14 protein-coding genes are annotated in these 23,648 nt (G+C 72.3%); 7 read left to right on the top strand and 7 right to left on the bottom strand.

The genetic code is table 11. The features are described from left to right. Positions 1-18: 18 nt before the first annotated feature. Complete coding sequence (rfbH, locus tag IEY78_RS25120) at positions 19-1,320, bottom strand: lipopolysaccharide biosynthesis protein RfbH (protein WP_189101930.1); 1,302 nt, start codon at positions 1,318-1,320, stop codon at positions 19-21. Between the two features lie 527 nt (positions 1,321-1,847). Between rfbH and IEY78_RS25115 the strand changes: the two genes are divergently transcribed. From IEY78_RS25115 to IEY78_RS25105, 3 genes are all read left to right on the top strand, one after another. Then, a complete protein-coding gene (locus tag IEY78_RS25115; RefSeq protein WP_189101951.1) occupies positions 1,848-9,044 on the top strand; it encodes a type I polyketide synthase in 7,197 nt (2,398 codons plus the stop codon). A gap of 34 nt (positions 9,045-9,078) precedes the next feature. Then, positions 9,079-10,110, top strand: coding sequence for a ketoacyl-ACP synthase III family protein (locus IEY78_RS25110; RefSeq protein ID WP_229700158.1), 1,032 nt, complete (start codon positions 9,079-9,081; stop codon positions 10,108-10,110). A gap of 189 nt (positions 10,111-10,299) precedes the next feature. After that, entirely contained in the window at positions 10,300-10,737 is a 438-nt protein-coding gene (locus IEY78_RS25105) for a cold-shock protein (RefSeq protein WP_189101927.1), read from the top strand. A gap of 141 nt (positions 10,738-10,878) precedes the next feature. On the opposite strand, the gene IEY78_RS25100 is transcribed toward IEY78_RS25105, so the two are convergent. From IEY78_RS25100 to IEY78_RS25080, 5 genes are all read right to left on the bottom strand, one after another. Further along, positions 10,879-11,634 carry an ABC transporter permease gene (locus IEY78_RS25100; protein WP_189101950.1) on the bottom strand — a complete coding sequence of 252 codons (756 nt, stop codon included), beginning with the start codon at positions 11,632-11,634 and terminating at the stop codon, positions 10,879-10,881. A gap of 122 nt (positions 11,635-11,756) precedes the next feature. Next, on the bottom strand, positions 11,757-12,539 hold the full coding sequence (locus tag IEY78_RS25095) for an ABC transporter ATP-binding protein (RefSeq protein WP_189101926.1): 783 nt from the start codon (positions 12,537-12,539) through the stop codon (positions 11,757-11,759). 184 nt (positions 12,540-12,723) lie between these two features. Beyond that, positions 12,724-13,683 carry an NAD-dependent epimerase/dehydratase family protein gene (locus IEY78_RS25090; protein ID WP_189101924.1) on the bottom strand — a complete coding sequence of 320 codons (960 nt, stop codon included), beginning with the start codon at positions 13,681-13,683 and terminating at the stop codon, positions 12,724-12,726. 13 nt (positions 13,684-13,696) lie between these two features. Continuing rightward, positions 13,697-14,317 (bottom strand): dTDP-4-dehydrorhamnose 3,5-epimerase family protein, encoded by a 621-nt coding sequence (locus IEY78_RS25085; protein ID WP_189101922.1) that lies wholly within the window; start codon positions 14,315-14,317, stop codon positions 13,697-13,699. Between the two features lie 304 nt (positions 14,318-14,621). Continuing rightward, positions 14,622-15,854, bottom strand: coding sequence for a class I SAM-dependent methyltransferase (locus IEY78_RS25080; RefSeq protein ID WP_189101920.1), 1,233 nt, complete (start codon positions 15,852-15,854; stop codon positions 14,622-14,624). 436 nt (positions 15,855-16,290) lie between these two features. Here IEY78_RS25080 and IEY78_RS25075 point away from each other — a divergent pair, with 436 nt between their 5' ends. The 4 genes from IEY78_RS25075 to IEY78_RS25060 all read left to right on the top strand — a co-directional run bounded on the left by IEY78_RS25075 (position 16,291) and on the right by IEY78_RS25060 (position 20,343). Beyond that, positions 16,291-17,022, top strand: coding sequence for a VC0807 family protein (locus tag IEY78_RS25075; protein WP_189101918.1), 732 nt, complete (start codon positions 16,291-16,293; stop codon positions 17,020-17,022). Positions 17,023-17,376: 354 nt separating this feature from the next. Next, a complete protein-coding gene (locus IEY78_RS25070) occupies positions 17,377-18,573 on the top strand; it encodes a sulfotransferase family protein (protein ID WP_189101917.1) in 1,197 nt (398 codons plus the stop codon). Position 18,574: 1 nt separating this feature from the next. Then, a complete protein-coding gene (locus IEY78_RS25065) occupies positions 18,575-19,186 on the top strand; it encodes an adenylyl-sulfate kinase (protein ID WP_189101915.1) in 612 nt (203 codons plus the stop codon). Between the two features lie 110 nt (positions 19,187-19,296). Further along, entirely contained in the window at positions 19,297-20,343 is a 1,047-nt protein-coding gene (locus tag IEY78_RS25060; RefSeq protein WP_189101913.1) for a S66 family peptidase, read from the top strand. Here IEY78_RS25060 and IEY78_RS25055 read toward each other — a convergent pair. Further along, a complete protein-coding gene (locus tag IEY78_RS25055; protein WP_189101911.1) occupies positions 20,327-23,449 on the bottom strand; it encodes a non-ribosomal peptide synthetase in 3,123 nt (1,040 codons plus the stop codon). The two genes, IEY78_RS25060 and IEY78_RS25055, sit on opposite strands and share 17 nt — an antisense overlap. Between the last annotated feature and the right edge of the window lie 199 nt (positions 23,450-23,648).

Below are 23,648 nucleotides of genomic sequence, written 5' to 3'. Positions count from 1 at the left end.
TGTCGCCTGTCGGGCCCGTCAGGTACGGCGGGTGACGAACTCGGTGATGCTGCGGATGCTGTGGTCGATCATCTCGTCGCTCAGCCCGGGGAAGACCCCGATCCAGAAGGTCCGCTCGGCCATGATGTCGCTGTTGGTCAGCGGCCCGCTCACCCGGAACTGGCTGTTCAGATAGGCCGGGTGGCGGGTGAGATTGCCGGCGAAGAAGCGGCGGGTGGCCACCCGCCGCGACTCCAGGTGGTCGATGAGCTCCGCCGTCGAGAACGGCGCGTCGTCCAGCACCGTGAGCACGAAACCGAACCAGCTCGGATCGCTGTCCGGCGTGGGCTCCGGCAGCAGCAGATGCGGCAGCCCGTCCAGCCCCGCGCGCAGCCGCGCCCAGTTGTGCCGCCGGGCGGCACCGAACTCCTCGATCTTCCCGAACTGGTTGAGCCCGAGCGAGGCCTGCAGATCCGTCGACTTCAGGTTGTAGCCGATGTGCGAGAAAATGTACTTGTGGTCGTAGCCCTTCGGCAGGGTGCCCATCTGCTGGTCGAAGCGCTTGAAGCAGCGGTTGTCCTCGCCGGGCTCACACCAGCAGTCCCGCCCCCAGTCCCGCAGCGACTCCACGATGCGGGCGAGCACCATGTTGTCGGTCAGCACACAGCCGCCCTCGCCCATGGTGATGTGGTGGGCGGGATAGAAGCTCTCCGTGGCCAGATCCCCGAACGTTCCGGTCAGCCGGCCCCGGTGGGTGCTGCCGAGGGCGTCGCAGTTGTCCTCGATGAGGAACAGCCCGCGGTCACTGGCGATCTTGGCGACCTCCTCGACGGCGAAGGGGTTGCCGAGCGCATGGGCGATCATGATGGCGCGGGTGCGCGGACCGATGGCCTCCGCGATCCGCTCCGGGGAGGCGTTGTAGGTGCCGAGCTCGACATCGATGAAGACCGGCACCAGGCCGTTCTGCAGGATCGGATTGACCGTGGTGGGAAAGCCCGCCGCCACGGTCACGACCTCGTCGCCGGGCAGCAGCCGCAGGTCCTCCAGCTGGTGTGAGGTCAGCGCACTGAGCGCCAGCAGGTTGGCGGAGGAACCCGAGTTCGTCAGGTGCGCCTTGCGCAGCCCGAAGTACCGGGCCAGCGCCCGCTCGAACCGGCGGGAACTGGTACCGGCCGCGATCCGCAGATCCAGGGCCGCCTCGACGAGGGCGACCCGGTCCTCCTCGTCCAGGACGGCGCCCGACGCCGCCACCGGCGTCACCCCGGGCACGAACCCGGACGCGACATTGTCCTGGTGGTACTTGCGTACCTGATCCAGAATGTCGCTCTTGCTGTACCCCATCGGCTGCCGCCTCCTGTGAGTTCCTGCGGGATGTTCGTCGCGTTGCCGCGGGGTGCGATCCGCGGGTCGCGATGCGGGGCACGACAGGCCGACGGCGTGTACCCCACGCGGTACACCGGGTCCCGTCACCGGTCGGCTGATCGGGGTCATCAGCTCAGCACGCCGGGCCCGGACGGTGCCAGTGGGGCCCGCGAAGTCTAGGGAGTGCCATAGAGGCTGTGCGGCGCGGCACCACCGGCGCCGCAGGCGGGGCGGACACTAGGGAATGTCCCACATCGCCGCTGACCATACTGGGGCCGGACAGGGGGACGGCGCTTCTCCACGGTCGGAGCGACGGGATGTGTTCTCCCTCCCGAAGGTGCATGACGTTCCGGTGAGACCTTTCGCGAGGGCGGTCTCGGCAGAGCGGACGGGATGATCCCGGCGAGCCCGGAGCCATGTGCCCGGGCCGCCCGGACGGCCCGCGCCTGCCCGGGGCAAGGACCTGTTTCCGAAGTGGTGGGAGCGCGAAAGACGTGAGTGCCAAGATGCGCACCGAACTGATCCGCCCGGTGCACGAGTTGCTCACCGAGCACGCCGTCCGGTTCGCCGGCAGGACTGCCTTCTCCGACGCGCGGCGCAGCGTGACCTACGCGGCGCTCGACCGCCGTACCGCGCACCTGGCCGGCCAGCTGGCCGATCTGGGCCTGGACCGCGGCGGCCGGGCGGCCGTCTACCTGGGCAATTGCGTGGAGATGGCGGAGAGCTGCCTGGCGGCCTCCCGGGCGAGCGCCGTGGGGGTGCCGCTCAACCCCCAGTCCTCCGACGCCGAGCTGGCGCATCTGCTCGACGACAGCGACGCGCAGGTGATCATCACCGGTCCGGCCCAGGTCGACCAGGTGCTGCGGATGCTGCCGCGACGCCCCGGCCTGCGCGTCGTGGTCACCGGCGACGGCGCGGCCCCCGAGGGCACCGCGCACTACGAGACCCTCGCCGCCACCGAACCGGCCACCCCGGCGCGCGACGACCTCGGCCTGGACGAGCCGGCCTGGATGCTCTACACCTCCGGAACCACCGGCCGGCCCAAGGGCGTGCTGTCGACCCAGCGCCGGTCCCTGTGGGCCACGGCGTCGTGCACCGCACCGGTGCTGGGCCTGTCCGCCGAAGACCGGGTGCTCTGGCCGCTGCCGATGTTCCACCTCGTGTCGCACAATGTGTGCCTGCTGGGAGTCGTGGCCGTCGGCGCCACGGCGCACCTCATGCAGGGGCTGGCGGCCGACGAGGTCCTGGACGCCCTGCGGGCCGAGCGCAGCACCTTCCTCGTCGGCGTACCGACGCTCTTCCACCACATGGTCGAGGCGGCCCGCGCCGGCGACTTCGCCGCGCCGGACCTGCGGCTGTGCCTGGTGGCCGGCTCCGCCTGCCCGGTCCGGCTGCACCATGCCTTCCAGGAGACCTTCACGATCTCCCTGCTGGCCAGCTACGGCAGCACCGAGACCGGCGGCGCGATCACCACGAACCTCCCCGACGGCCCGCAGGTGGAGGGCTCCTGCGGGCTGCCCCTGCCCGGCCTCCGGCTGCGGCTGACCGACCCGCGCACCGGGGACGAGGTCGCCACCGGCGAGGAGGGCGAGGTCTGGGTCAACAGCCCCGCCCTGATGGTCGGATACCACCAGCAGCCCGAGGCCACGGCCGCCGTGCTGTCCGAGGGCTGGTACCGCACCGGCGACCTCGGCCGCCTCGACGACGCCGGCTATCTGACCCTCACCGGCCGGCTCAAGGAACTCATCATCCGCGGCGGCGAGAACATCCACCCCCGCGAGGTCGAAGAGGTCCTCCAGCAGATCCCCGGGGTGGCGGAGGCCGCGGTCGCCGGCACCCCGCACGAGGTGCTCGGCGAGGTCCCCGTCGCCTACCTCGTACCGGGCCCCGACGGCATCGACCCCGACCTCGTCCTCGCCACCTGCCAGGAGCAGCTGTCCGCCTACAAGGTGCCCGACGCGCTGCACGAGATCGCCGCCGTCCCGCGCACCCCGGCGGGGAAGATCGCCCGGCAGGAACTGGCGAAGCTGCCGGCCCGGCTGCTGGCGGTCAACCCCTTGGCGCAACTGCGCACCGAGGCGCTCTCACCGGCGCACAGCTCCGCCGACCGGGCCGCCGAGCTGCTGACGCGCCGGCTGAACGGCTCCCAGGGCAACCGCGCGCTGCTGACGATGGTGCGCTCGGCCGTCGCCGACGTCCTCGGCCTGGGCGCGGCGGACGACGTCGCGCCGGACAAGGCGTTCAAGGAGCTGGGCTTCACCTCGCTGGCCGCGGTCCAGCTGCGCGACCGGCTGCGGGCCCTCACCGGCAAGCGGCTGTCGGCCGCGATCGCCTTCGACTACCCCACCCCCGCCGCGCTCGCCGGACACCTGCACACCGAGCTGCTGGACGCCCCGCAGGAGGACGCCGCCCCGGCCCCGCCCCGCGCGGATCCGGACGAACCCGTCGCGATCGTCGCGATGGGCTGCCGCTACCCGGGCGGCAGCGACACCCCGGAGGCCCTGTGGCGGCTGGTCGCCGAGGGGACCGACGCCGTCGGCCCGCTGCCCGCGGACCGCGGCTGGGACCTGGAGCGGCTCCTCGGCCGGGACCCGGCCGCCGCCGGCCGGTCCGATGCCCACGAAGGCGCGTTCCTGTCCGACGCGGACCGCTTCGACGCCGCCTTCTTCGGCATCTCCCCGCGCGAGGCGCTGGCGATGGATCCGCAGCAGCGACTGCTGCTGGAGACGGCATGGGAGACCTTCGAACGCGCGGGCATCGACGCCACGTCGCTCCGGGGCAGCCGCACCGGGGTGTTCGCCGGTGTGATGCACGGCGGCTACGGCCCCGGCCCGCACGACCGGTCGGCGCAGAGCCTGGAGGGGCACCTCGCCAACGGCAGCGCCATCAGCATCGCCTCGGGCCGGATCGCCTACAGCTTCGGACTGGAGGGACCCGCCCTGACGGTCGACACCGCCTGCTCGTCCTCGCTGGTGGCGATCCATCTGGCCGCCCAGTCGCTGCGGCAGGGCGAGTGCTCCCTGGCTCTGGCCGGCGGGGTGACGGTGATGACCGCGCCGACCGCCCTGGTCGAATTCAGCCGCCAGGGCGCGCTGTCCGCCGACGGACGCTGCAAGGCGTACTCCTCGGCGGCCAATGGCACCGGCTTCTCCGAGGGGGCGGGACTGGTGCTGCTGGAGCGGCTCTCGGACGCCCGCCGGCTGGGGCATCCGGTGCTCGCGGTGGTGCGGGGCAGCGCGGTGAACCAGGACGGCGCGAGCAACGGCCTGACGGCCCCCAGCGGACCGGCCCAGCAGCGGGTCATCCGCCAGGCGTTGGACCGGGCGGGCCTGGCCCCCGACGAGGTGGACGCGGTCGAGGGCCACGGCACGGGCACCACCCTGGGCGACCCGATCGAGGCACAGGCCCTGCTGGCGGCCTACGGCCAGGGGCGGGCACCGGAGCGGCCCCTGTGGCTGGGCTCGCTGAAGTCGAACATCGGCCACACCCAGGCGGCGGCCGGCGTGGCCGGTGTGATCAAGATGGTGCAGGCCCTCGGCGAGGGCGTACTGCCGCGCACCCTGCACATCGACGAACCCTCCCCGCACGTGGACTGGTCCGCCGGAGCGGTGCGGCTGCTCACCGAGCCCGTCGACTGGCCGGCGAGCGACCGGCCCCGGCGCGCCGCGGTCTCCTCGTTCGGGGCCAGCGGCACCAACGCGCATCTCATCCTGGAGCAGGCGCCGGACGCCCCCGCGGCGAGCGGCACGGTACCGGAGCCGGTCACGGCGCCCGGTGTGCTCCCCTGGGTGATCTCCGGCCGCGGGCCGCAGGGACTGGCCGGACAGGCCGCCCGGCTCCGGGAGTTCACCGAAACCGAGACCGAAGCCGAGACCGACACCGGACCGGGGGCCGGACCGGAGGCCGTGGACGCGGCAGGAGTGGGCCTCGGACTGCTCGACCGCAGCGCCCTGGACCACCGCGCCGTGGTCGTCGCCGCCGGCGCGGGACTGCCGGCGGGACTGGAGGCCCTCGCACGGGGTGAGGCCGGCGCCGGCGTGGTGCGGGGCACCGCGCGCCCGGGCGGCACCGTCTTCGTCTTCCCCGGCCAGGGCTCCCAATGGGTGGGCATGGCACGGGAGTTGGCGGCCACCTCGGAGGTCTTCCGCGACCGGCTGGCCGAGTGCGAGCAGGCGCTGTCGGCGTTCGTGGACTGGTCGCTGGCAGACGTGCTGGAGGGGGCCGAGGGCGCTCCGGGGCTGGAGCGGGCGGACGTGGTGCAGCCGGTGCTGTTCGCCGTCATGGTCTCGCTGGCGGAGCTGTGGCGCTCGTTCGGCGTGCGGCCGGACGCGGTGGTCGGGCACTCCCAGGGCGAGATCGCGGCGGCCTGCGTGGCGGGCGCCCTGACCCTGGACGACGCGGCGCGGATCGTCGCGCTGCGCAGCCAGGCCATCGCCCGGGTGGCGGGCTCCGGCGGAATGGCGTCGGTCGGCCTGCCCGCGGACGACGTACGGGCCCACCTCGAACGCTGGCACGGCCAGATCGGCGTCGCCGCGGTGAACGGCCCCTCCTCCACCGTGATCTCCGGAGACGCCGAGGCCCTGGAGCAGGCGATAGGGCTGCTGGAGGGCGAAGGCGCACGGGTGCGCCGGGTCCCGGTCGACTTCGCCGGACACTCGGTGGCGACCGAGCAACTGGAGGACGAGCTGCTGGAGTTGCTGGCGTCGGTGTCGCCGCGGCCGTGCGAGGTGGCGTTCTACTCGTCGGTGACCGGCGGACAGGTCGACGGTCCGGAACTGACCGCGGCCTACTGGTACCGCAATCTCCGCCAGACCGTGGAGTTCGAAGCCGCGACCCGCGTCCTGCTGGCCGACGGGTACGAGATCTTCGTGGAGGCCAGCGCCCACCCCGTACTGGCGGTCGGCCTGCAGGAGACGTTCCAGTCCGCCGCGTCCGCCGCCGTGGCCGTGCCGTCGCTGCGGGCCGACGACGGCGGCTGGGACCGCTTCCTGCTGTCGCTGGGCGAGGCGTGGGTGCACGGCGCGACGGTGGACTGGCGGCCGGCGTTCCCCGCCGCCGCGGCTCCCCGCACCGACCTGCCGACCTACGCGTTCCAGCGCGAGAGGTTCTGGCTGACGCCCGCCGACGGCGCGGGCGATGTCTCCGCCCTGGGGCTGGCGGAGGCCGAGCACCCGCTGCTGGGCGCCGCCGTGGAACTGCCGGAATCCGGGGCGCTGCTCTTCACCGGCCGGCTGTCGGCCCGCACCCACGAGTGGCTCGCCGACCACCGCGTGGCGGGCAGCGCCGTGGTGCCCGGCTCGGCCTTCGTCGAGCTGGCACTGCGCGCCGGAGACGAGGTGGGCTGCGACCGGCTGGCGGAGCTGTCCCTGCACGCACCGCTGGTGGTGCCCGCGCAGGGTGCCGTCCAGCTCAGGGTCACCGTCAGCGCTCCGGACGACACCGGCCGGCGGCCCCTCACGGTCCACTCGCGGCGCGACGACGAGGGCACCGGCAGGCCGTGGACCCACCACGCCACCGGCACCCTGACGGCGGACGGGGCCACGCCCACCTGGGACCTGGAGGTGTGGCCGCCGGCGGAGGCGACCCCCGCGGCGACGGACGAGGTGTACACCGCCCTGGCCGATGCCGGATACCACCACGGCCCCTCCTTCCGGTGCGTACGGGCCGTATGGCGGCGCGGTGACGACATCTTCGCGGAGGTCGCCCTGCCCGAGGAGCGCACCGCGCAGGCCGCGGAGTTCGGCCTCCATCCCGCCCTGCTGGACTGCGCGTTGCACCCCGTGTGGGCGGGCGGACTCGCCGACGACGGGGAGCAGGCACGGCAGCCCGCCCGGTGGCAGGGCGTGACCCTGCACGCCGGCGGCGCCGCGCTGCTGCGGGTACGCCTCACCCGCACGGCCTCCGAGGGCCTGACGATCGCCGCGGCCGATGCGACCGGCCGGCCCGTGCTGAGCGTCGAGTCCCTCGACACCCGGCCGCTGTCCGCACGCACCGTGCGGGGCGGCGCCGCGGCCCAGCAGGACAGCCTGTTCCAGGTGGAGTGGACCGAGATACCGGCCGCATCGGTCGCCGCGGACACCCCGGCGGCCTGGGCCGTCGTCGGCCAGGACCCGCTGCGCGCGCGGTCCGGCCTCATGGGCGCCGGGCAGTACGCCGAGACCTACCCGGATCTGGACACCCTCGCCAAGGAGATCGAGGGCGGCGCCGCCGTGCCGGACCGCGTGGTGATGACCGCCGCCCCCGCCGCGGACCCGGCCACCACCGCCGAACCGGCCGACGCCGTCCACCGCGGCACCCGGCAGGCGCTGGCCTGGGCCCAGACCTGGCTGACCAGCCCCGCCTTCGCCTCCTCGAAGCTGATCCTGCTCACCCGGGGGGCCGTGGCCGCCTGGGACGACACCACCGCACCGGACCTGGCGACGGCGGCCGTCTGGGGACTGATCCGGTCCGCACAGACCGAGAACCCCGGACGCTTCACCCTCGTCGACACCGACGCCGGCAAGCCCGCCTGGCGCACCCTGCTCAAGGTCGCCGGCTCCGAGGTGCCGCAACTGGCCCTGCGCAAACGCGCGTTGCGCATCCCGCAGCTGACCCGGCTGGCCGCTCCGGACCGTAGTGCCCCGCTGCTCACCGACCCGCACGGCACCGTTCTCCTCACCGGCGGCACCGGCCTGCTCGGTGCCGCGCTCGCCCGCCATCTCGTCACCGAACACGGCGTACGCGACCTCCTGCTCACCAGCCGCCGGGGCCCCGACGCCCCCGGCGCGGCCGGACTCGAGGCCGAACTGGCCGCACTGGGTGCCCGGGTGACCATCGCGGCCTGCGACGTGGCCGACCGCGAGGCGCTCGGGGAGCTGCTGGCGGCGGTGCCCGCCGACCGTCCCCTCAAGGCCGTGGTGCACACCGCGGTGGTGACGGACGACGGCATCGTGCTGTCCCTGACCCCGGAGCGGCTGGCCGCCGTACTGCGGCCCAAGGCCGACGCCGCGCTCGCCCTCCACGACGCGACCAAGCACCTGGACCTCTCCGCGTTCGTGCTGTTCTCCTCCGTCGCGGGGATCCTGGGCGGCGCCGGCCAGGGCAACTACGCCGCGGCCAACGTCTTCCTCGACGCCCTCGCCCGCCACCGCCGCGCGCAGGGCCTCCCGGCGGCCTCCCTCGCCTGGGGCCTGTGGGCCGGCCGGGACCTCACGACCACCGGCACCTCGCGGCTGCCGGTGCACCCGCTCCCGCTCGCCGAGGGCCTGGAACTGTTCGACGCGCTCTGCGGGCTGGACCACGCCAACCCGGTCGCGGCGCGACTGGACACCGCGGAACTCCGCCGCCAGGCCGCGTCCGGGACCCTGCCGTCGACGCTGCGCGCCCTGGTGCACCAGCCGTCCCGGCCGGCCGCGCGGAACGCGCCCGCGGAAGCCTCCGAGCTCAAGCACCGCCTCGCCGCGATGACCGACGCCGAACGGGACGCGACCCTCCTCGACCTCGTGCGCCGACTGGTGGCCACGGGACTGGGGCACACCTCCGCCGACGCGATCGGGACGCGGCAGGAATTCAAGGATCTCGGCTTCGACTCCCTGACGGCGCTGACCGTCCGCAACGAGTTGAACGCGGCGACAAAGCTCACCCTGCCGCCCGCGGTGATATTCGACTTCGCCGACCCCGGCGCCCTGGCCCAGTACCTCAAACGAGAGCTTCTCGAATGCTGATCGGGCCCGCCAGCACGCACAGAGGAGAATGTTCATGAAGGTGGAAGACGTCTACATCGACTCGCTGGGAGCATTCCTTCCGGAATGGGCGAGCGCGGAGCAGGCGGTCGCCGACGGCATCCTGGACGCGGAGATTCCGCAGAGCAACGGGCTGACCGGCGCCCATGTCGGCGGGGACATTCCGGCGATGGACATGGCAGTCTCCGCCGCCCGGACGGCCCTTGAGCGTTCGAAGCTGGACATCGAGACGATCAGCTCGCACATCCACAGCTCCGTCAATTACCAGGGCCCCGTGGGCTGTTATCCGCCCGGCTACATCATGCGTGAGCTGGGCCTCGAGAACGTCCCCGCGCAAAACCTCCAGCAGGGCTGCAACGGCATGCTGGGGGCGCTGGAGGTGGCCATCGGCCAGATGACCGGCGCCGCGGAGGCCGAGGCCGTCCTGCTGACCTCGGCCGAGAATTTCACCGCCCCGGGAGCCGACCGCTGGAACGACGGCTTCGGCCAGTCCTACTTCTTCTCCGACGGCGGTATGGCGGTCCTGCTCAGCGCCGACGAGGGATTCGCCCAGGTGCGCTCCCTCAACGCGGGGGTGCTGCACGCACTGGAGAAGTGGCACCGCGGCAACGGCGGAATGCTGGAGCGCGACGAGCCGGTCCCCACGATGCCGGAGCGCGCCGAGCAGTTCAACGAGACCGAAATGCCGCTGTCCGAGGCCCTTGAGAAGATCACGCTGTTCAACCTCGACATCATTCACCGGTCCCTGGTCGACGCGGATCTGAACGCCTCCGACCTCGCCAAGGTCATACCGATCAACATGGACGGCCGCATGGTCGAATTCGCCACCATGATGCCGCTCGGCCTCCCCATGTCGCGCTCGAGCTTCGACTACGGTCGGTCGGTCGGGCACGTGGGCGGGGCGGATGTCTTCATCTCCCTGGAACACCTGGTGCGCACCGGCGAAGTGACCGCCGGTGATAACGTCCTGCTGGTGTCCCAGGGGCCGGGGTGGATCTGCACGGCGAGTGTGGTGACCATCCTGGATCTGCCCCCGTGGTCCGTCTGACACCGGGCTCGGCGGCCGGTGTCGACCGGCCGCGCGGTGGAACGGGACGGCGGACCGTCCGGAGCCGGGCAGGCCGCCGAAGGCGCCGGCCCGAGCCGGGGCAGGTCTGGTGTGTGATGCCGCAGGGCAGCCCTGCGGAGACGTGTGCGGTGTGCGTGCTGATGATGGTGGAGTAGAGGGGAGCCCGAGGTGGCTACGGGTACGGTTGTGCGGTTCGACGACGTGCGAGGTTATGGCTTCATCGCCCCGGACGCCGGTGGTGAGGATGTCTTCGTGCACGCCAACGACTTGTGCGACGAGAAGCATCTGTTCCGCAGTGGACTGCGGGTCGAGTACCTCACCGAGGTGGGGGACCGCGGCCTCAAGGCCGGCGAGGTGCAGCTGCTCGAACCGGCGCGCACGGCCACCGTGCGGCGGCCGGCTCCCGGCGCGGTGACCCCCGAGCGGTCCGCGGCCGCCGAGTCGGACGAGGAGCTGGTGTGCGAGGTCCTGACCGCCGCCGAATTCCGCGGTGAACTCACCGAGGCGCTGCTCGACGCGGCACCGACCCTGACCGCGGCGCAACTCGTACAGGTCCGCAAGCGCGTCATGGAACTCGCCCAGACGCACCACTGGATCGACGCCTGACCCACCGCCCCGCACGGACCACCCGCGGCCGGGCCGCCGGGCACGGCGTCCGGCGGGGCGAAGGCGCCGCACGACGAGGCGGTCAGGTCAGGGCATCCACAGCCCCTGACCTGACCGCCTCCCGTCATGCGGACCGCTGGTCTAAGCCCCCGCCTTGCGGAAGATCCGGGCGCCGAGGAAGATCGCGATGGCGGCGAGCACCGCCGCGACCAGGGCGCCCCGGATCATCGCGGTGCTGGTGTAGTGGCCGAGGAACGCCTCCCGGACCGCCTCCACCAGGTAGCGCAGCGGCACGAATTTCGACACCAGGTCGAGCCACCCGGGCGCGAGTGCCATCGGCAGCAGGATGCCGGAGAGCAGCATGACCGGCAGGTTGATGGTGTTGACCACGGGGGCGAACTCCTCCGGGGAGTTCAGCCGCATGGCCAGGGCGTAGGACAGCGAGGCCAGCGCCACCGTGAGCACGGCGACGAACAGGAAGCCGATGAGGACGCCGAGCACCGGGGCGCGCAACCCCATCGCCATCCCCGCCAGCACGAGCAGCAGCGACTGGGCCAGCATCTGCACGACATCGCGCAGGACCCGGCCCATGAGCAGCGCGAGCCGGCTGACCGGGGTGACCTGCATCCGCTCGATCACACCGTGCTGCTTCTCGATGAGAATGCCGATGCCGGCGAAGGCGGCGCTGAACATGCCGAGTTGCACCAGCAGCCCCGGCACCAGCGTCTGCCAGGCGTCACCGCCGGTGCCGAGCTGTAGGTGCGTCAGCAGAGGGCCGAAGAAGAACAGCACGAGCAGCGGCATCAGGACGCCCACCACCAGGCCGATCTTGGCGCGCAGCGTCTGCCGCAGATAGCGCCCGAGGATCAGGCGGGTGTCGGCGGCCAGGTCGGCCAGGCCGGAACTCCTCCTGGCCGCATGGCGCCGGGACGGTACCTCCGCGGGCTCGGATCCGGCCGGCGCCGAGGGCGCGGCGGGGGGCGAGTGCGACAAGTCAACCTCCGTGGGGGAGCGCGCGGTCAGACGGCGACGGGAGCTTCGGGGGCGGGAGTGTGGTGGCCGGTGATGGCGAGGAAGGCCTCGCGCAGGCTGGCCGTTTCCGAGCCGGTGTAGCGCAGCTTCAGCTCCTGCGGGGTGCCCTCGGCGGCGACCAGGCCGTCGTCGACGACGACGAGCCGGTCGGAGAGGACGTCCGCCTCGTCGAGGTAGTGCGTGGTCAGGAAGACCGTGGTGCCCTCGGCGCGGATGCGGTGCACCAGATCCCATACGTCGGAGCGGCTGCCGGGGTCGAGTCCGGTCGTCGGCTCGTCGAGGAACAGCAGCTCGGGCCGGTGGGTCAGGCCCAGGGCGATGTCGAGGCGGCGGCGCTGGCCTCCGGAGAGGGCGCGGGTGGGCCGGTCGAGGAGATCGGCCAGGTCGAGGTCCTCGGCGAGCTGGTGTGCACGGTTCTTGGCCTGGGTCTTGCCGAGCCGGTACAGCCGGCCCTGGGTGACCAGTTCCTCGCGCACGCTGATGGCCGGGTCGACCCCGCTGACCTGAGCGACATAGCCGATGCGCCGGCGCACCCCGGCCGGGTCGCCGGCGAGGTCGTGTCCGGCGACGGTGGCGCTTCCCCCGGTGGGGGGCAGCAGCGTGGTGAGCATGCGCATCGTGGTGGTCTTGCCGGCGCCGTTGGGGCCGAGGAATCCGAGGATCTCCCCGGGCGCCACGGTGAGGTCGATGCCCCGCACCGCCTCGACCGGGCCCTTCTTGGTCGTGTACGTGCGGGCGAGCCCCTTGGCGCTGATGATCGGGGCGGTCATGGCGGCCTCCTGCCTCGCGGATGCGAATCTCGTCCGTCGTCCACCGCGCACTCGAATGGTTTGCTCGCGTGAGCATATTCTGACATGGCTGAGCAAACACTTCGAGTCCTGTCGCGCCGAGCACGAACTACCCGGCAAATCCCTAGCGTTTGCCTCGCGTGGGAAGCGGCGCGGAGGACGTGGTTCAGCCCGGTTGCCGGGCCGGGAGCGGCTGGTCCGCGCACACGGTCTCCCACATCGCCCGCATGGACTCCCCGACGGTGTACCGGGGGTGCCAGCCGAGGAGGCCTCGGGCGCGCGCGATGTCGACCTGGATCCAGTCGGCGCCCCTGCTGTGCACCTCCCCGCGCCGCTCGCGCACCGTCTCCGGGGGCAGCCCGGCGGCGGCGACGAGCTCGTCCACCAGCTCCCGTACGCCCCTCGCCCGGCCGGAGCCGATGTTGACCAAGGGGTCGGCGCGGGTGGTCCGGGCCGCCTTGACCACGGCGTCCACCGCGTCCCGGACGTCGACATAGTCACGCCGGGCGTCGGCGATGGTCAGCTCGATTCCGGTGGCCGGGTCGGTGCCGCGGAGCCGGACCGCCAGGGAGCCGAAGAAGCTCTCCAGGGCGGGGTGCGGCCCCAGGGTGTTGGCCACCCGCAGGACCACCGCGTCGAGCGCGCCGTCGCGGACGGCGTCGAGCACCTTCCGGGAGGCGATGAGCTTCGCCTTCGGGTAGGGGTTCTCCGGAGCGGGCTCCGTGTCCTCGGATAGGGACGTCCCGGAGGGGACGGGGCCGTATTCGTGGATGGTGCCGAGGTGGACCAGCCGCGGAGGGGACGGCAGCCGCGCCAGCGCGCCGATCAGCCGCTCCACCAACTGCACGTTGGTGTAGTGCAGTTCCTCCCCCCAGCCGAGGGTCGCGTTGACCACGACATCGACCCGTTCGCGGGCCAGTACGCGGGCGAGTTCCCCGACGGTGCTGCCCGCGACATCGAGGGGCAGGAACCGGTGGGCCGCGACCTGCGGCACATACCGCCGAGCGATCGCGACGACCTCGCTGCCCTCGGCCGCGAAGGCGGCACACAGATGCCGGCCCACACAACCGGTCGCCCCCAGCACCGCCACCCGCGCGGGACCGGGGGACGGCCTGGACGGTGCCACGGCACCCCTCTCCTCACTCACCGACCCGGATTCCTCCCGGGTCGGCGGCCGGCACGGCCGGCAGGCAGTCGGCGTACTGCGGGAGCATGCCCATGGCCTCGGCCTCGGCCAGAGTGGGCGCCACGGTGTCGCGCGCGGACAGCAGGAACTTCACCTCGGGCGGCCAGGGCAGCCCGATCGCGGGGTCGAGCGGATCGATCGCGTGCTCCAGCTCGGCGTCGTAGGCGCTGCTCACCAGGTACGACATGACCGTGTCGTCCTCAAGTGCCAGAAAGGCATGGGCGAGTCCGTCGGGGATGTACACGGCCCGGAAGGACTCCGAGTCCATCCGGACGAGGTCCCACCGGCCGAACGTGGGGGAGCCCACCCTGATGTCCACGACGGCGTCCAGGGCCTGGCCCCGCGCGCAGTAGACGTACTTGGCCTGGCCCGGGGGAGTGGCCGTGAAGTGCAGACCGCGCAGCACGCCCCGGGCCGACCGGCTGTGGTTGGTCTGTGCCACGGGGAACCGGTGGCCGACCGCCGCGAGGAACGCCTCGTCCTGCAGCGGCGAGACGAACAGCCCGCGCTGGTCCGTGTGGATGTCGGGGGTGAACTCGAATCCGCCGGCGACAGCGAGCTTTCGGGTATGCATCACGGTCACCTGCCCGTCGCGTCGTGTGCGGGCGGTGCCGCGGGGCACGCCCGGGGCCGCCGCGGCCGGCTCGGTTCGGTGCTGCGCCTCATGTCACTCACGTTTTCGCGCTCCCACCACGTTCGGAAACTGGTCTGTGCCTTGCGCAGGCGGGTGCGGCTCGTCGCGGCACCGCGCACGGTCCGTTGTTCCGGCCGGAGGGACGGGCCGGACCCGGCTGTGGCTGCCTCAGTATGGGCGGGGCCCATGTGGAAGATTCCCTAGTGCCGGATCCGGACGGTCCCTGCCGGGCGAAGCGGCACGGTCAGACGACGGAGAGGTCGGGCAGCGGGAAGACCAGCTTGCCGCCGCCGGCCAGGAAGTCGCTCTCCCGCTCGATGAAGCCGTCCCGGTAGATCCAGGGCAGTACCAGCAGCTGGTCGGGACGGCGGGACTTGGCCTCCTCCTCGGACACGATGGGGATCTTCGTGCCGGGGGTGAAGCAGCCGGACTTCTCCGCGTTGGGCTCGCCGATGCACGGCAGGTCGTCCTCGGTGAGCCCGCAGAACTGCAGGATGACATTGCCCTTGGTCGAGGCGCCGTACCCGAGGGTCACCCTGCCCGCCTTGCGCGACTCATCGAGGAAGTCACGCAGGCGGTCGCGGTAGCCGTGCACGCGCTCGGCGAACGCCTCGAACGGGGCCATGGTGTCCAGCCCGAGCGCGGTCTCCCGGGCACGGACGGCGGCCAGTCCGGCCTCGTCCACGGGGTAGCGGCCGGGCCGCTTGGCGAGGGTCACGCACAGGCTGCCGCCGTAGACCTCGGTGAGTTCGGCCTTGAGGACCGTGAAGCCGACGCGCTCGGCCATCCACTCGATCTGGCTCAGCGCGTAGTACTCCAGGTGCTCGTGGCACACCACGTCGTAGGCGGTGCCCTCGATCATCGCCGGCAGATAGCTCTGCTCCATCACCCAGACACCGTCGTCTTCGAGGACGTCGTACACGTCCTGCATGAACGCCATCGGCCGCGGCAGGTCGTAGAACATCGCGATGGAGGTGACCACCTTGGCGCGGCGCGCGCCGAACCGGTCGGAGAACAGGTCGCGCGAGAAGAAGTCGGGGATCAGCTCGGCGCCCGGCGGGTAGTGCTCGCGGAACTTCGGGCCGGTCGGGTCGATGCCGACCAGGGTCGGGCCGGGGGTGGGGTAGCCGCGCAGCAGGGTGGAGTCATTGCTGCCGATGTCCAGGACCAGGTCGTCCGGGCCCAGGTCGACCAGGTCGGTGATCGCCGCGACCTTGCGGTGCAGATGCTGGACCATGAACGGGCGTATCCCGGAGCGGTAGCCGTAGTTCTCGTTGTACATCAGCCCGAAGTCGGCGGTGTGGCGGAGCTGGACGAGGCCGCAGCCGTCCGGGGAGCACTTGAGGAGTTCGAGGGGGACCGCCGGGACGTCCTCGTCCCGGGTCTGGGGAAAGACGCCGGTGAGCGCCTGCGGGCCCAGGTCGAGGACGGGCAGCAGGTTGCGGTTGCCGCAGATACGGCAGTCTTCGATGATCATGGATTCTCCAGGTCGCGTTCCACCATCGGCTGGACCGGATCGGAACCGGCGTCGTGATCCCACGCCACGCGCGGCGAGCCCCGCCAGGTAACTGCCGGTGACCCTAATGCCGGAATCCCGGGTCGGCGTGGTTCCGGGACGCATTCTGGAAAATGCTCCAGAACCCTCAGACCGGGGCCACCTCCGGGACCTGCCGGTGGCAGGCTCTGCGGTCCGGGCCGGTGCCCGGCCTCGGCGCCGCTCCACCGCGGCGAGGGGTCGCCGCGCCTGCTTGCGTGTGCTAGTTTTTGCTTAGCTATGCAACTCGCCGTGGGGTGCTCGCCGTGGATGCCGGGTCGTGGGTCTCGGGGCCGATCGGGCTCCGGTGGCGCAGACTCTTCGGAGAGCGGTCCGATCCCCCACGGACGGGCGGCAACAGACGACTCAAGGAGCAGCGATGGCTGCACTGCGTGACGAGACCGAGTTGGCACAAGACAGCAATCAACGCGAGCAGACCGCAGCCCGCCGCCAGTTCGCGGTGACCCTGCTCTGTGATGTCGTCCTTCCCGTGGGGCTCTACTACGCGCTGCGCAGCGCGGGCTGCAGCGAGCTGGTGTCGCTGCTGATCAGCGCCGCCGCGCCGGCTCTCAGCACCGGCTACTCCATCGTCAAACAGCGCAAGGTCGACAGCGTCGGCCTCTTCGTCATCGCCATCCTCGTGCTCGCCGGCCTCGGCTCCCTCATCTCCGGCAGCCCCCGCCTGGCCCTGGCCAGAGGCGGCTGGTTCACCGGGCTGATCGCACTGTGGATCCTCGGCTCGCTGTTCACCTCCCGCCCCTTCACCTACCGCGCGCTGAAGACGCTGCTCCCGGGCAAGTCGGAGGCCCTGGAAGGGTATTGGCGCACCGACCCGCAATTCCGGCGCATCTGGCGCGGCCTGACCGTGCTGTGGGGCTGCGGGCTGCTCGTCGACGCGGCGCTGCGCGTGATCATGGCGTACACCCTGTCCGTCGACACGGTGCCGGCGCTCGACGGCGCGCTGTATTTCGTGACCTACCTCGTGCTCCAGGTGATCACGCACATCATCCTGCACCGGACCGGGGTGTTCCAGCTGCTCTTCCCCGGCCGGGGGAGGCGGCCGGGCAGATCCCGGGCCTCGGCGGAGTCGAAGGACGACGGGACGGCCTGAGCGGAGCCGCGGACACGGCTCCCGGCAGCCGGGTGGGCGCGCACGCAGCGGAACGACGCGTGCGCGCCCACCCGGCTGCCGGGCTGGTCACACCGCCTTCCGCGGCGCCTCGCGGGCCGCCCGACGGGTCTCCCGAGGTGGCCGTCGCGGCGAGCCCCGGAAGCCCAGAAGAACTCCTAGTTATTCCGGTAGAGCCTTGCCGGGTGTGCACGGTGCGTGACCAGAATACCGGCGATCGGTTCACCCCCATGGGAGAAGTTGATGCTGACCCACGTGCCGCTTCCGCAACGTCAAGAACTCACCGCACGCGGCACCTTTCTGGCGTACCCGCGTCTCCCGTGGCCGCTCAGAGCGATGAACGGGCTGCTCGGGCCGCTGGCGCCGCGACTGTGGCCGCTCGACCCCGATGCGCTCAAGCGCAAGGCGGCCCGCAAGGCCAAGGTGCCGGCCGCCGCCGCGGGCAGCGCCTTCGAGGAGCCGCTGGCCCTGCTGTGCCACTCGCTCACCGAGGAGGTCCAGCTCAGTGCGAACGGCCGGTTCATGCTGCACAGCCAGCTGGTCAAGAACCTCTCGACCCGGCTGCGCCTGGCCGAACTGGCCGCACGCCGCCCGGAGGTCTTCGAAGCGCCGGTGGCCGCACCGCTGTTCATCACCGGCGCACCGCGCACCGGCACGACCTTCCTGCAACGCCTCATCGCCCGGGACCCGCTCTCCCGCTCCCTCCCGCTGTGGGAGTCGAGCCACCCCCTGCCCGACGGCGACCTGACCGCCGCCCGCAAGGACCCCGACCCCCGCATCCAGGCCAGCCGGGTCGAGGTCGGGATGACGAACCGGATCCTGCCCGAACAGGCCGCGATGCACGAGCTCGTGCACGACGAGGCCGAAGAGGACAACCTGCTGCTGTCCTTGAGCCACTGCTCACCCATGTACGAGGACATCGGGCTGGTCCCCGCCTACACCCGGTGGTACACCACCACCGACCACACCGAGGGCTACCGCTACTTCAAACGGATCCTGCAGTTCCTGCAATGGAGCCGCCCGGCCGGTGACCGCTGGGTGCTGAAGTCCCCCGGCCACGCCGAAATGCTGCTCCCGCTGTTCGGCGCCTTCGACGACGCCACCGTGGTGCAGACCCACCGGGACCCGGTGACCTCGGTCATCTCCTTCAGCAACATGGTCGCCTACGGCTCCCGGGTCTACTTCGCCCACCCCAACCCCCACCTCATCGGCAAGTTCGCCGCCGACATCATCGAGCGGTCCCTTCGCGCCTCGCTGCGGGACCGCGCGGGCCGTGAGCACCAGGTCGTGGACGTGTTCTTCCGCCTGCTCGTCGAGGACCCGATCCGCGAGGTACGCCGGGTGTACGAGGTGGCCGGCCGCGAACTGGACGACGCCACCGAGCAGGCGATGCGCGCGTACGCCACGGCCGAGAAGCACCGCAGCGGCCGGCACCGCTACGCCGCCGAGGACTTCGCCCTGAACGTCCCCGAACTCAGGGAACGCTTCGCCTTCTACTACGACCGCTTCGACGTACCGCGGGAGAAGCGCTGACATGAACGACGACGGTCTCAGGTGCGGATGCGCCGGCGCGACGGTCTGGTTCACCGGACTGCCCGGCTCCGGCAAGACCACCATCGCGCAGGCCCTCGCCGACGCCCTGCGCGAACGGCGCCACCGGGTGGAGATCCTCGACGGCGACCCCCGGTACGCGACGCTCCCCACCGGACCCGCACGGGACGACCCCCACCGGCACACGGAGCGCACCGGCCTCGCCGCCGAGGTCCTGGCCCGCAACGGCTTCCTCACCCTGGTCTCCGCCACCGCCCCCGGCGCGGCCGGCCGCGCCGCCGTCCGCCGGCGCCATGAGGCATCCGGCACCCCCTACGTGGAAATCCACCTGGACGCCCCGCGGTCCGTCTGCGCCCAGCGCCGCCCCACCGGGGAAGAAACCGGCCCCGCCGCCCCCACACCGCCGCCCGACGTGGCGTACGAGCCACCGCCCGACCCCGACCTGCGCCTGACCACCCACCACATGTCGATCACCCAGACCGCGGCCGCCGTATACGCCCTACTGGCCGACAAGGGCGTGATCCGCTCCCGCTGCCCCGGCCCCACCGACGGGCACACATCTGATCCCGATCCCCTCGCCGGTCACGGGTCTTAGCCGTCACTCCGCGAGGGGCGCACGGCGGAGCGGTACGTCGGCTCCCTATTCGGCACGACGTGGCGAAATGCAGGTGAGGGAAGCGAAGTTGGCGCCTTAATCTGCTCTGTATGAAGACGTCTGTGTATCCGCCCAAGCCCGTGCCCGGTGACCGGATCGCGGTGATCTCGCCGTCGTCCGGGCTGCCGGGAGTTCTACCGCTTCCCTACGAGCTGGGGCTCCGGCGGCTGCGGGAGGAATTCGGGCTGGAACCCGTGGAGTATCCGGCCACCCGGCGGATGGGGTCCACGCCTCAGGAGCGGGCCGACGACATCCACGCGGCGTTCGCCGATCCGACCGTCAAGGCGGTGATGGCCAGCATCGGCGGTAGCGATCAGATCACCGTGCTGCCGCTGCTGGACCGGGAGTTGATCCGCGCCCACCCCAAGCCGTTCTTCGGGACCAGCGACAACACCAATCTGCTGATGTTCCTGCGCAATCTCGGCATGGTCGGCTATCACGGAGCCTGCCTGATGACCGAACTCGGCCGCCCTTACGCCCTCCACCCGATGTCCGCGGATTCGATGCGCGCGGCCCTGTTCACGTCCGGCCCCTACGAACTCCGGGCCGCCGAGCGCTTCGGGGACACGGACCGCGACTGGGCGGACCCCGAGACCTTCCGCGTCGAGCGGGACTCGGAGCCCGCCGACGGGTGGATCTGGCACCGGCCCGAGCGGGTCGTCGAGGGCCCCTCCTGGGGCGGCAACATCGAAATCCTGTCCTGGCTGCTGATGGCCGACCGCGAGATCGACCGCGACCCGGCCGCGTACGACGGCGGCGTCCTGTTCCTGGAGACCTCGGAGGCGCTGCCCGCGGCGGAGGACGTCTTCCACATCCTGCGCAGCATGGGCGAGCGCGGGCTGCTCGCCCGCTTCCCCGCCCTGCTGATGGGGCGCGCCAAGGCCTGGTCCTTCGACCGGCCGAACGGCCCGGAGGCCAAGCGCCGTTACGTCGTCGAGCAGCGCGAGGCGGTCCTGCGCGCGTTGGCGGCGTACGCCCCGCAGACGATGGCGGTCTTCGACGTGGACCTCGGCCACACCGATCCGCAGGTGGTGATCCCCTACGGCGGCACGGTGCGGGTGGACGGGCCGGCCCGTCGGATCACGGTGACGTACTGACCCCTCCGGCTTCGGACGCCGTCGGCTCGGCGGCGTCCGGAACGGCGGGTGCCGGTGGGCCCTCGGGGCCGGGGCCGCGGTCCCCGGCGGCCGCCGCGCGGGAGAGGGCCACCACCCGGTCGAGCGTCGGATCGCTGATGATCGTGGCGAGCTGGGCCATGAACACCTCTTCCCGGCCGGACTCCAGCACCTCGCGGCAGACACCGGCGACCATCGCGAGCAGCGACAGCGAATCACCGCCCATCCGGTGGAAGTCGGCCTGACCGTCGAGGCGGGAGCGCTCCACACCCAGGGTGCGTGCCCAGACCCGGGCCACCGCCTCCTCCACCGGATCCACCGGCGCGGCCGCACCCCCGCGGACCGGTGCCCCGGCCCCGTGCTCCTCGGCGAACGGGTCCGGCAGCGCCTTCTCGTCGACCTTGCCGCTGACCGTGTACGGCAGCTCGGTCACCAGGACGACCGCGGCGGGCACCATGAAACGGGGGAGCCGTTCGGCGGCGTAGGCGGTCAACTCCTTCGGCGTCACCTCCGCGCGGGACAGCACATACGCGAACAGCGACTTGCCGGGCCGGCCGGGCCTGCTCCGTGCCACCACCACGACCCGGTCGGCCGCCGGGTGGCCCTCCAGGCACTGCGCCACCTCCGCCGGCTCCACCCGGTGGCCCCGCACCTTGACCTGGTTGTCGATGCGTCCGATGAACTCCAGCCCACCCGAGGGAAGGATCCGGGCCAGATCACCCGTGCGGTAGACCCGGGTGCCGTCCGCCAGTACCGGGAAGCGCTCCCGGTCCAGGTCCGGGCGGCCGCGGTAGCCGCGGGCCAGCTGCACCCCGCCGAGATACATCTCGCCCACCTCACCGGGCGCGACGAACCGCCGTTGCGCATCGAGCAGGAACACCTGGGTGTTGTCGGCCGGCATCCCGATCGGCACCACGGCCCGGCCGCGGTCCTCCGCCGGCCGGAAGGTGTACGCCGTGCACCCGATGGTCGCCTCGGTCGGCCCGTACTCGTTGACGATCCGGCAGTCGGCCCCGAACATCTCCTGAGCCCGCGCCGCGACCTCCACCCGCAGCTGCTCACCGATCACGATGATGGTGCGGAACCCGGCCGGGTGCATGTCCAGCTGCCCGATCAGGTCGAGATGGGAGGGGGTGAGGTTCAGCGTATTGGCGCCCGAGTGCTCCAGCAGGCGGCGCAGCGAGAGGTGATGGGGCTCGTCGCGCAGGAGGATCACCTCGCCGCCCGCCAGCAGGGGCAGGAACACGGACGTGCCCGAGACGTCGAAGGACGGCGAGGTGAGGAGCGGCAGGCGGGTTTCGGCATCCACCCCGAATTCCCGGGTCGCCCAGTGGACGTAGTGCTGGAGGTTGCGGTGCTCGATCTGCACGCCCTTGGGGCGGCCCGTCGAGCCCGAGGTGTAGATGATGTACGCCAGGTCGTCCGGCGCCACCTCGGCGTCCGTGAAGCCGCCGTCGCCGGACGTGCCGTCCGCCGCGGCCATCAGCTCGTCCAGCACCAGCGGCACACACCCCTCCGGCAGGCACTCGCGCTGCTCGTACGGCCGCTCCACCAGGCAGAAGGCGGCCCCCGCGTCCGTGAGCAGACTGGCCAGACGGACGTCGGGATGCTGGGCGTCCACCGGCAGGTAGCAGGCCCCGGCCCGCAGCACCCCCCACAGCCCCGCCACACCCGCCACCGACCGGTCGGCGAGCAGGGCGACGACGCTGCCCCGGCCGGCGCCGCGCCGCACCAGCTCGGCGGCCACGGCATCCGCGCGCCGGCTCAGCTCGGCATAGGTGACCGGCCCCTCCGGCCCGCTGAGCGCCACCCGGTCGGGGGTCCGCCGGACCTGCTCACGGAACAGCCGGACCACCGAACCGTCCGTCGGCAGCGCCCGCGCGGTGTCGTTGCCCGTCCAGTGGCGGTGGGCGCGCGGCGACAGGGCCTCCGCCACCCGGTCGAGCAGCGCCTCGGCGCGTTCCGCGACGCCGGGGCCGTCCTGCCACGCCAAGGTGATCTCGGTACGGCCCTCGCTCTCCATCATCTCGATGGACGGCGGGCTGCCCGGACCGGTGCCGCCCAGCGTGTACAGCGTCCTGGCCCGGAAGCCGGCGGTGCTGAAGTCCTGCAGGCCGAAGGCGCCCAGATGTGTCACAAAGCCGAGCGCGGAGAACCGGCCCTTGCGGACGGCCGCCCGGTCGACCGCCGCCGACATCAGGCGCAGCACCGGCAACGGCGCCTGCAGCAGGCGGGGTTCGGTGCGCAGCGCCAGCTCCTCCTTCGCGGACAGCGCGGTGAGCATCCGGTGATGCGTCTCCTCCCACCCGTCCCCGGGGCCGACGTCCAGCACCAGCGCCTGGGACAGCCAGGCCGTGGACCGGACCGTCGCGTCATGGCGGCGCAGATCGACCGGCACGAAGAACTGACCCCGGCCGCCCGGTCCGTAGGCCGCGGCCAGCGCGCTGGTCACCTTGGCCGTGATCGCCGGGTGGCTGCCGTCGACGGTCCGGCGCCGCCACAGCAACCCGCCCCGTCTTCGGGGCAGTTGGCCCAGTGGAGAGGGCCATGCCAGCTTCCCCACGCCCTGCGGGATCGGCGGCAGCCCGTCCGGAAGGTCGAGCTGCTGCAGAAACTCGTCGCTGTTCAGCCGGTCGGGCGCGCCCAGCGGCTGCTCACCGCGCAGCACCCGGAACACGTCGACGGCCCAGGGCAGCAGGCCCCGGGCATCGGTCACGGCATGGCAGGCCCGGAAGATCACGGTGGCCGGCTCGCCGGGAACGAACAGCACTTCGCAGGTCGGCCCGGACGGGCTCAGCGGCTTGCGCAGCGCCGGGGAGTCCAGGAGCCGCCCGTCGAACGGGCCGGGCAGGACGTGCACCAAGGGGGCGGTCCCGCTGTCCACCCACTCGCGCCCGTGCCGCCGGAGCCGGGTGCCCGGGCACGCCTCCGAGGCGACCGCCACCGCCGCGCCGAGCGCCTCGGCATCCAGCGTCCCGTCGCCCTCGATGACGTGCTGAATGGTGTTCCGGCCGCCCATGCCCACGTACAGCCATTCCTCGGCCGACAGGGGTCTGGTGTAGGGCCGACGCTCGGAAGGGTGACGCATTCCTGGCCTCCGCGGAGAGAGCCGGCTCTGTCCTGCCGGTACGTCGCACATCATCCGCCGCCGGTGACTAGGGGGGACCTTAGTGTTCCCCGAATCGGGGAACTATGGAACCGGGGGCCCGCAAAACCCGGCAACTACGGAGGCCCTCGGACCCTGCCCTACGACCGCCAGACCCCTGCCCCACACGCCCGTCGGCCCC

It is taken from the genome of Streptomyces kronopolitis (genome assembly GCF_014646275.1).
Lineage (GTDB): Bacteria > Actinomycetota > Actinomycetes > Streptomycetales > Streptomycetaceae > Streptomyces > Streptomyces kronopolitis.
This window is presented reverse-complemented; position numbering and strand designations above follow the sequence as displayed.

Excerpts from the sequence above, each read along its gene's own strand:
- IEY78_RS25070 (WP_189101917.1), top strand. The coding sequence starts at position 17,377 with ATGAACGGGCTGCTCGGGCCGCTGGCGCCGCGACTGTGGCCGCTCGAC.
- IEY78_RS25110 (WP_229700158.1), top strand. The coding sequence starts at position 9,079 with ATGAAGGTGGAAGACGTCTACATCGACTCGCTGGGAGCATTCCTTCCG.
- IEY78_RS25085 (WP_189101922.1), bottom strand. The coding sequence starts at position 14,317 with ATGCATACCCGAAAGCTCGCTGTCGCCGGCGGATTCGAGTTCACCCCC.
- IEY78_RS25095 (WP_189101926.1), bottom strand. The coding sequence starts at position 12,539 with ATGACCGCCCCGATCATCAGCGCCAAGGGGCTCGCCCGCACGTACACG.
- IEY78_RS25080 (WP_189101920.1), bottom strand. The coding sequence starts at position 15,854 with ATGATCATCGAAGACTGCCGTATCTGCGGCAACCGCAACCTGCTGCCC.
- rfbH (WP_189101930.1), bottom strand. The coding sequence starts at position 1,320 with ATGGGGTACAGCAAGAGCGACATTCTGGATCAGGTACGCAAGTACCAC.
- IEY78_RS25065 (WP_189101915.1), top strand. The coding sequence starts at position 18,575 with ATGAACGACGACGGTCTCAGGTGCGGATGCGCCGGCGCGACGGTCTGG.
- IEY78_RS25060 (WP_189101913.1), top strand. The coding sequence starts at position 19,297 with ATGAAGACGTCTGTGTATCCGCCCAAGCCCGTGCCCGGTGACCGGATC.
- IEY78_RS25115 (WP_189101951.1), top strand. The coding sequence starts at position 1,848 with ATGCGCACCGAACTGATCCGCCCGGTGCACGAGTTGCTCACCGAGCAC.
- IEY78_RS25055 (WP_189101911.1), bottom strand. The coding sequence starts at position 23,449 with ATGCGTCACCCTTCCGAGCGTCGGCCCTACACCAGACCCCTGTCGGCC.
- IEY78_RS25075 (WP_189101918.1), top strand. The coding sequence starts at position 16,291 with ATGGCTGCACTGCGTGACGAGACCGAGTTGGCACAAGACAGCAATCAA.